Raw genomic sequence first — 7124 nt, forward strand, 5'->3', positions numbered from 1 at the left:
ATTGATGGTGATTTCCCTGGACAAAGTAGTTGTCTCGCTTGTGTTTTGGTTTGCTGTCTTAGCTGCAGTGGATGCCTTCGCGGATGGATTTGAAGCTGCTGCTTTCTTGGCCTCAGCCACCTCTTGAGCTGCGGCGGCTTGTTCGGCTTTGATGGTGGCCATCTTCTTCTGATGCAGTTCTTCCGCGAGGCGCAGGGCTTCTTTGTAGCTGGCAACTGCATCGGCATTGCCTGATGCGCGGGCGGTTTCCAGGCTGGAGCGGATGGAGGCAACTTGCTCGTCATAGCGCCGCCGTTCGATTGCGTCATAGTTCTCAGAGAGTTGGTCCAGTTCGTCGCGTAAATTGCTGACCGTGGATGCGGCCGAGTCGGCCAACTCATTCATCTTCTGCTTGGCACTATCGATGGCGGCTCGGAACGAAGAGAGGGTTTGGTCANAACGCGTTTCATCTGCCCCAGGATTTGCAGGTTGTTTTCTTGGGCCAGCTTTTGTTTGAGGACAAACGGCGACCACCACTCGGTGGAGATATCATTGGATTGCTGCAGGTAGTTGTAGCTCGACTCCCAGATTTCCTTGGCTTCTGCCATCTTGGTATTGATGTCATCCAGGCTCATCGAGGCGACCTCGGAGGATTTCATCATCACATCAGCAAACGTAAGTTGACCGGCGGATGCCTCGCGGGTGTGCTCCTGGAGCTTCTTCATGCCTTCTGCATGCTGATCAACGTTCTGACCAGCTGTAGCCACATTCGCCCCGGCCTTCTTGCTGCTAGCCCCGAGCGTGTCCAGCGCTCCAGCCGTGATCAGCGCTTCCTTGCCGGTGGTGGCAACAGACTTCTCCAGGGCGTCAAACTCGGAGCTCAACCCCAAGGTTGCGGCCTGGGCAGACAGAGCCCCGTCAGCATAGCGATCGTTGGCTTTTGCTGACTTAAGTTCAGCCTCGGCGTACTTGAGGAACGCCTCTTTGACCTGTTCCAACGGTTGAGCACCAGATTGGATAGTCTGAAATGACGCTTTGAGCTTGGTGGCCTGGTCTTCTAACGCCTTGGCTGATTGCATGCCAAAATCGGAATAGGCCTTGGTCATGTCATCGGCGGCATCTGCATTTTTTTGGGATGCCTTGGTGGTCTTATCTATCTCAGCATTCAGCCTGCCCACTTGCTGACGATGCTGCTCCGCGCCAATCTCGCCTTTCTTATATGCCTCCTCGACGGCGGCCTTCTGGGCTTTGAGTGCAGTAGAATAAGCCGTCGCACCGGCCACCGATTCTGTCGCCATCTTCTTGGCAGCGGCAGTCGCTTGAGCAAGCGAGTCGATATACGGCTGGCCGATGAGCTTTCCTTGAGCATGGAGCAGGGCCATTTTCTCGGAGAGAGCATCCAGTTCTGCCTTGTTCTTGGCGCTCTCGAATGCCTTTTCCAGATATCCCTGGATCGCTACCGCATTGACACTACTGGCCTTAGTCATGACATCGAGACCAGACACATACTCGGTCACGACCTTGCCGACCTTGCCAGAGATCTGATCTAAATCCAGCTTGGCCTTGCTGAACACATCATCCAGACCTGCATCTGCAAGGCGTTTCGTGGCCTCGGCTGCGGCCGCCACATCAGAGGTGTAATCAGTCAGCGACTTGGATGCTTGTGTCAGAGCTGCTTGTTGGCCAGCTTCGAATGCAGTGAATCCATCACGCATCGCAGCGACCGCAGTCAGAGTTTTGTTCTTCTGCTCTTCAGTTAACTGGCCCGTTTTTTCCAGGGCAGCATTTTGCTGCAACTGCCCGGACAGGTAATTTTTCAGGCCGTTTAAACGCTGTTCATACGCTGCTTGTTCAGTCGCTGAAAGGTACTTCACTTGGTCAGCGGTAAGAATTTTCAAGTCTTTGTATTGGGCGTTCTGAGCAATCAGCTCAGCACCCTGACGCAATAGCTGGTCATTTAGCTGGCGCTCCTGCTCAGCGATGCGGTTCTTAATCTCCTGGCCTTCGGTCAGGTCAAATACCGCTTTTGCGATCTCGCCGATGCCATAGCCCGCCGCGACCACTGCACCAATAGCCAGGGCATACGCATTCGCTCTGGAGATTAGCAATCCAAATGACGTAGCCAGCTTGCTGGTACCCGCAACAGCCTCTCCAGAGGCGACTTGGCCAACTCGCAATAGAGCCGGGATCAACTCCACCACCAGGGCTTTAGCTGCCGACTGGACGCCGCCAATAAACTGGGTGAACTTGAATGCAGCGAAGGCAATCGCAACGGTCTTTAAGGCTCCGCTCCACTCATAGCAGGTCTGAATAAATGACTTGATGAACTCGCCAGCACTGACAATCGAATCCGATATTTTCTTTGCCCATTGCTGCAATGAACCATCGGCAGCCATCTTGGCGAACTCGGCATTTAACGTAGCCAACTGCTGCTTTAGCCAATCCAGGGAGCCGTTCTCCGACACCATGCGGTAGAACTTTTCCAGGTTGTCTTTGGCGTTGGAGATCAGGCCGGAGAGCAGGCTCATGTTATCGGCAGCTGCACCAGCTGATTGCTTGCCAATCTCTTCCATCAACGCCTTGATGGTGTCACGGCCCAGTTCCCCAGCTGACGATAGCTTTTCCAGCTCGGCGGTGTTCTTGCCAGTGACCTTCTCCAGCATTTCCCAGACCGGCACGCCGCGCTCGATCATCTGCAGGATCTCTTCGCCCTGCAGCTTCTGCTTGGCCCATGCCTGGCCGAGCGCCAGGCTGATGCCCTGCGCCTCTTCAAAACTTCCACCGAGCTTGTAGGTCTGGTCAACAATGGCCTGTAACGAGCCATCCATGGGGTCGAGCCCGAACGCTTTGAGGCGGACAAAGAGCTGCGTGACTTCGTCCAGCTGCAGCGGCGTTTCGGTGGCGAACTTATTGATCCAGGCAGTGGCTTCTTTACCACCACTGATAGAGCCCATGACAGCCTTGAGCTGAACAGACAACCGCTCTGCCTGGTCGCCACTTGCAAACATGGCCTTGAGGCTTTCCCACAGCCGATCAACGCCAAGATAAGCAGCGCCCAACGCCAGCAGGCGCGTGGTTACCCCACCCACGCTTCCGGCAAACGACGCGGCGGCAGCCTTGCTGCCTGTCAGTTCTCTGGCCAGCTTCTCGGTGCGGGAGGCTGTTTCATTAATCTCGCGCTGCAGGCGATTCTGCTCGGTGCCCAGATTGCGGGTATCGATGCCCGACTGCTTGAGCCCTACTCCCAGCTTTGTGTGGGTAGCAGCTTGGCGAACCAGCTGAGATTCGAGCTGTTTGACCTCGCTAGCCAGCAGCTTCTCTTGCTTGGCCAACTGCTCGGCATCACCGGCACCGGAGGCCTGAACCTTGCGCAATGATTCGAGTTTGTCGCGGGAGAGGACTGTCGCCAGCTCTAGTTGAGTCAGCGCATCTTTGGACTTTTTGAAGGTATCGATCTGATCGCGCTGCTGGCCGAGCTGCTGCATACGAGCCGCCAGCTCTTTGGTCTCTTGCTCCGCGGCGTTGGAGATAGGGCCCAGGTTGCCGACCTCTTTATTGAGCGCAGCAATGTCCTCGCGGCCAGTGGCTTTGGCGGCAAGTTCGAGGGCGAGTTTCAGATCTTTGTTGCTCATGAATGCCACAGGGTTGGATGGTTTAACCCCATGGTATAAAGCGGTGCAGAGTGGTCGGGTTTATTGTGTATTACATAAGAAAAACCCCGCACGATGGCGGGGCTTTGAAGTGGCTACAGCATAGCGCGTCAGACAGTCGTCGCCAACTCATCGACATAGAATGGGGCAGTTTCACCAGGGGCGATCATCAGCTCCCCTTCCAGGGTAATGTCGATAGCCTTCTCGCTCATGAAGTCCACGGCGTTCTTGGGGCTCAGGCTGGCCAGCGGCACCGTCAGCTTCACCGGGGTGCCATCAATCAGGTTCTTGCCATCTAGGATCACCTTCGCTTCAATCGCGGGCTTGAGGTTACCCTTGGTGCGCGTGCCGGTCACAGCGTTGTAGCTGTACCCCATGGTGATTTCACCACCCGCTTTCACCGCGCCACCCTTGGTTGCCCGGATCAGACCTAACGCATAGTTCACCTCAACATCGACATCCACCGCCAGGGTCGCCGCCGCTGGCCCAGTTGCAGTCAGCCCTTCGCTAGCCAGGTTGGTATTGGGCAAATCAGCCCAGGCTGGATAGGCAGGCAGAGTCACCGCCAGATCTGCTTTGGTTCCAGCACCTTGATTGATGGTGACCTGCTCGCCCATAAACGCAGCGGCAAACAGGATAGGAGGCACTTCATTAGTGGCAATCGTGATGAGCGCAGGCTTGCCGGTGTAATAGGTTTTGCGGCTATTACCATAGCCTTCAGCCTTTTTGCTGGCGATGGTGCGCTTATCCGCATCCGGCTTGATTTCCAGCTTGTCCACTTCCAGCGGGCCAATCGCACCGGTAAAGACGCCGTCCACCTTTGGATTGATGAACATCGAGCCACCGAAGTGCAAGGTTTTTGGTTCTTGATTCATGGAAGTTCTCCTTTGAATTTCAACGTGACTTCAAACGCCAGCGGCAGATATGCAACGCCAGCCTTGTAACTTGGCCGCACAGATGGATTCACCCGCACGAACGTGGACTTCTCAAACGATTTGCCAGCGATGGCCGTCAACAGCCGATGCAACCAGACCCCAGCCGTTGCTTGTCCCGGAGTCGGTCGATGAGTCAGCAGCACCAACCACTGCTGGTCTATTTTGCTGCTCAGCCCTGATTGATGGCCCTCAACGACCCGGTCCCCCTGGTAGAGGATGTGAACCGCTGGGACGATCTGACCGAGGTTCTGCACATCAGCCACTTCCGTGGCGACAAACACATCCACCAAGCCATCTTCTTTCAACGGCAGCATCAGCTCCTGGAGGCGACTGCCAGCGGCCAGCCAATCAACCTCCATCAGATAAACCCTCCGCTTTGGCGACCAAACACCCGACCATCAGATTGCAACTCGGCCAGGTTTTGGCTTTCCAGTTGCTCACCATCCGCCGCCAACCCCAGCGCCAGCTCGCCACGGCCAACAGACTTCAAGAACGCGATGGCAGCTTCATACCGCTTGCCGATTTGCTCCGGAGCCTGCTCGCCATAGAGCCGGTGGCGGGCAATGTCGCAGCAGATCGGCACCAACGCCGTTGGCACATGAGCCAATGGCAGCGGGTAACGTCCTGCCAGGTAGCCATCAATCAGGCTGCTGGCATCTGCCAGCGCCTGGGTGATAACCGCCTCATCCAGAGTGGCAGTGCCTGGGATCACCGCAACACGCAGTAAGTCGACCCCAAACCGGCTTTGCATATCCTCCAGCGTGGCGTACATGGCTTAGCCCTCGGCCTGCTCGTCAGCGACAGGCTTCTTGCCGTCAGCTTCGGAGGCGTCGTACTGGATCTTGGTGGCCGCTATAGCAGCAACCAGAGCTGGCTTATCCATGCTGGTATAGCCCTTGATTTCCAGATCCTTAGCCAGCGCCTTGAGCGCGGTCTGGCTCATGTCGTCCAGTGACTTAACCGTGCCATCCTGCTCCATCACCCCGCCCAGAGTCCCGGTGGTTAAGGTGGGCAGAACCGGGGCATAGTGCGACGGGAACGGTGACAGCGACTTCTGGACAACTACGCCGGAGCCATCCAGACCAGAGTCCACACCCCCTTTCGGCGGCGCATCATCTGCGGCAGCGTCGTTTTCAGGCGCAGCCAACACCGTGACCACCAGACGCGGGTCGGCTTCCATGGCCGCGAGCTGGCCAGGTGACACAGTGATTTCATTAACCCCCGCGTCCAGGCGCACACCCGCTCGTAAATAGCCGGTATGGGCCACAGATACGACATGAATCGGAATAAATTTGACCATTTCATGAATCCCCCTAAATGGTGGGGTTTAACGCCCGTTTACACGGGCGATAAACGGGTGGTTACAGATAGTCGGCTACAAGGAGTTTGACCTTGCCCTTGAGCTCATTGCTAACGGCTTGGCCTTCGTCCACGTTCAATTCGCGCTCCAGGATCTTGGTGCCACTCTTCTCCAGGCCGGTCGGCACACACAGATGGGTCGGCTTGATACCCAGCTTTTCACCGCCGTCCGCACAGAACGAGCGCTGGCGTTCGATGGCAAGCCAGAGGTTTTCCGGAGTCAATGGAGCCTTGACAGCGACAGCCATTTGCCAGAATCCGTATCCAGCCACACAGCGCATATCAGCACCAAATCGCAGTAGACCGGAGGTAAACACCACCTCGTCATCGATCTTATTCATCGCAACCAGAGTGGGTTTCTTGCGGTTCTGGAAGATGATCGGCTTGATGGCGCGGGAGTTATCCAGCAGATACCAGGTAGGTCCGGTATATCCGGCTTCGATGATCAGGTTGCTCACCGAAGTGGCCGTACCAGTCCCGTCGGCATTGGGGTAAACCGGATGGTCGGTATCAAAGAAATACTGGCCGTCATAGCAGGCAACAGTTTCCCCTTGGCGCAGGGCCTCAAACACCAGGCGTTCCGGTTGGATAGCCGCAACACGTCCCATTTCCTGGAACATCGGCGAATAGATCCCCAGGTTGTCATCATCGATATCGTCCTGCTCGACGCCAACCGTGCTTTCAAACTTCTTGTTCGTCAGTTGGTAACCATGCGCCGCCATGGCCTTGATTACCCGATCCCCAATCCATTCACGCATGCCCGGGAACTTGCCCAGCCAGCCATAGGTATTGGACTTGGTAGTGGATGGCACTATGGTCGCCACTTCGGTGTACTGCAGTGGCGCTGAAGAGAGCGCGTTTTGAAAATCACCTTTCCAGCCGGTAAACAGCGCCTGGATCAGTGCAGGGGTTGCAATCGCCATCAGACGGTCTCCTTCTTACGTTTCATGAACTCGCTTTCCGGGATACCCATCAAACGAGCGGCTTCTTTTTCATCCGCCGACAACACCGCTAAACCATGGGGTGACGGAGGAGGAGTTTGGGTGGTCGTCTGCTGTGCCGACAGGGCGGCCAGAGCCGGGCGCGGGGCCAGCATGGCTTTGAGCGCGGCGACGCCCTTTTGGGCGGCGTACTGACGCAGATAGTCCTCTTCTGCCGCCACGACCTTGCCTTTTACGCGGGCTTCCTTAATGACCGAGTC

At 56.4% G+C, this 7124-nt stretch carries 8 protein-coding genes; all 8 read right to left on the minus strand.

The features are described from left to right. A partial coding sequence (locus ACYVG7_RS06360) for a hypothetical protein (RefSeq protein WP_460882375.1) occupies positions 1–384 on the minus strand: 384 nt, incomplete at its 3' end. Beyond that, positions 381–3611: a tape measure protein gene (locus tag ACYVG7_RS06365; RefSeq protein ID WP_460882376.1), complete on the minus strand. Its 3231-nt coding sequence runs from the start codon at positions 3609–3611 to the stop codon at positions 381–383. The genes ACYVG7_RS06360 and ACYVG7_RS06365, both read right to left, overlap by 4 nt. Positions 3612–3739: 128 nt before the next feature. Continuing rightward, a complete protein-coding gene (locus ACYVG7_RS06370) occupies positions 3740–4504 on the minus strand; it encodes a phage tail tube protein (RefSeq protein WP_460882377.1) in 765 nt (254 codons plus the stop codon). Beyond that, a complete protein-coding gene (locus tag ACYVG7_RS06375; protein WP_460882378.1) occupies positions 4501–4923 on the minus strand; it encodes a phage tail terminator protein in 423 nt (140 codons plus the stop codon). Before ACYVG7_RS06375 ends, ACYVG7_RS06370 begins: the two co-directional genes overlap by 4 nt. Next, entirely contained in the window at positions 4923–5336 is a 414-nt protein-coding gene (locus tag ACYVG7_RS06380) for a gp436 family protein (RefSeq protein ID WP_460882379.1), read from the minus strand. The genes ACYVG7_RS06375 and ACYVG7_RS06380 overlap by 1 nt, the downstream gene beginning before the upstream one ends. 3 nt (positions 5337–5339) lie before the next feature. Beyond that, positions 5340–5864 carry an HI1506-related protein gene (locus ACYVG7_RS06385; RefSeq protein WP_460882380.1) on the minus strand — a complete coding sequence of 175 codons (525 nt, stop codon included), beginning with the start codon at positions 5862–5864 and terminating at the stop codon, positions 5340–5342. A gap of 61 nt (positions 5865–5925) precedes the next feature. Continuing rightward, positions 5926–6846 (minus strand): Mu-like prophage major head subunit gpT family protein, encoded by a 921-nt coding sequence (locus ACYVG7_RS06390; RefSeq protein WP_460882381.1) that lies wholly within the window; start codon positions 6844–6846, stop codon positions 5926–5928. Further along, a partial coding sequence (locus tag ACYVG7_RS06395) for a phage protease (RefSeq protein WP_460882382.1) occupies positions 6846–7124 on the minus strand: 279 nt, incomplete at its 5' end. The genes ACYVG7_RS06395 and ACYVG7_RS06390, both read right to left, overlap by 1 nt.

It is taken from the genome of Pseudaeromonas pectinilytica, from assembly GCF_054780855.1.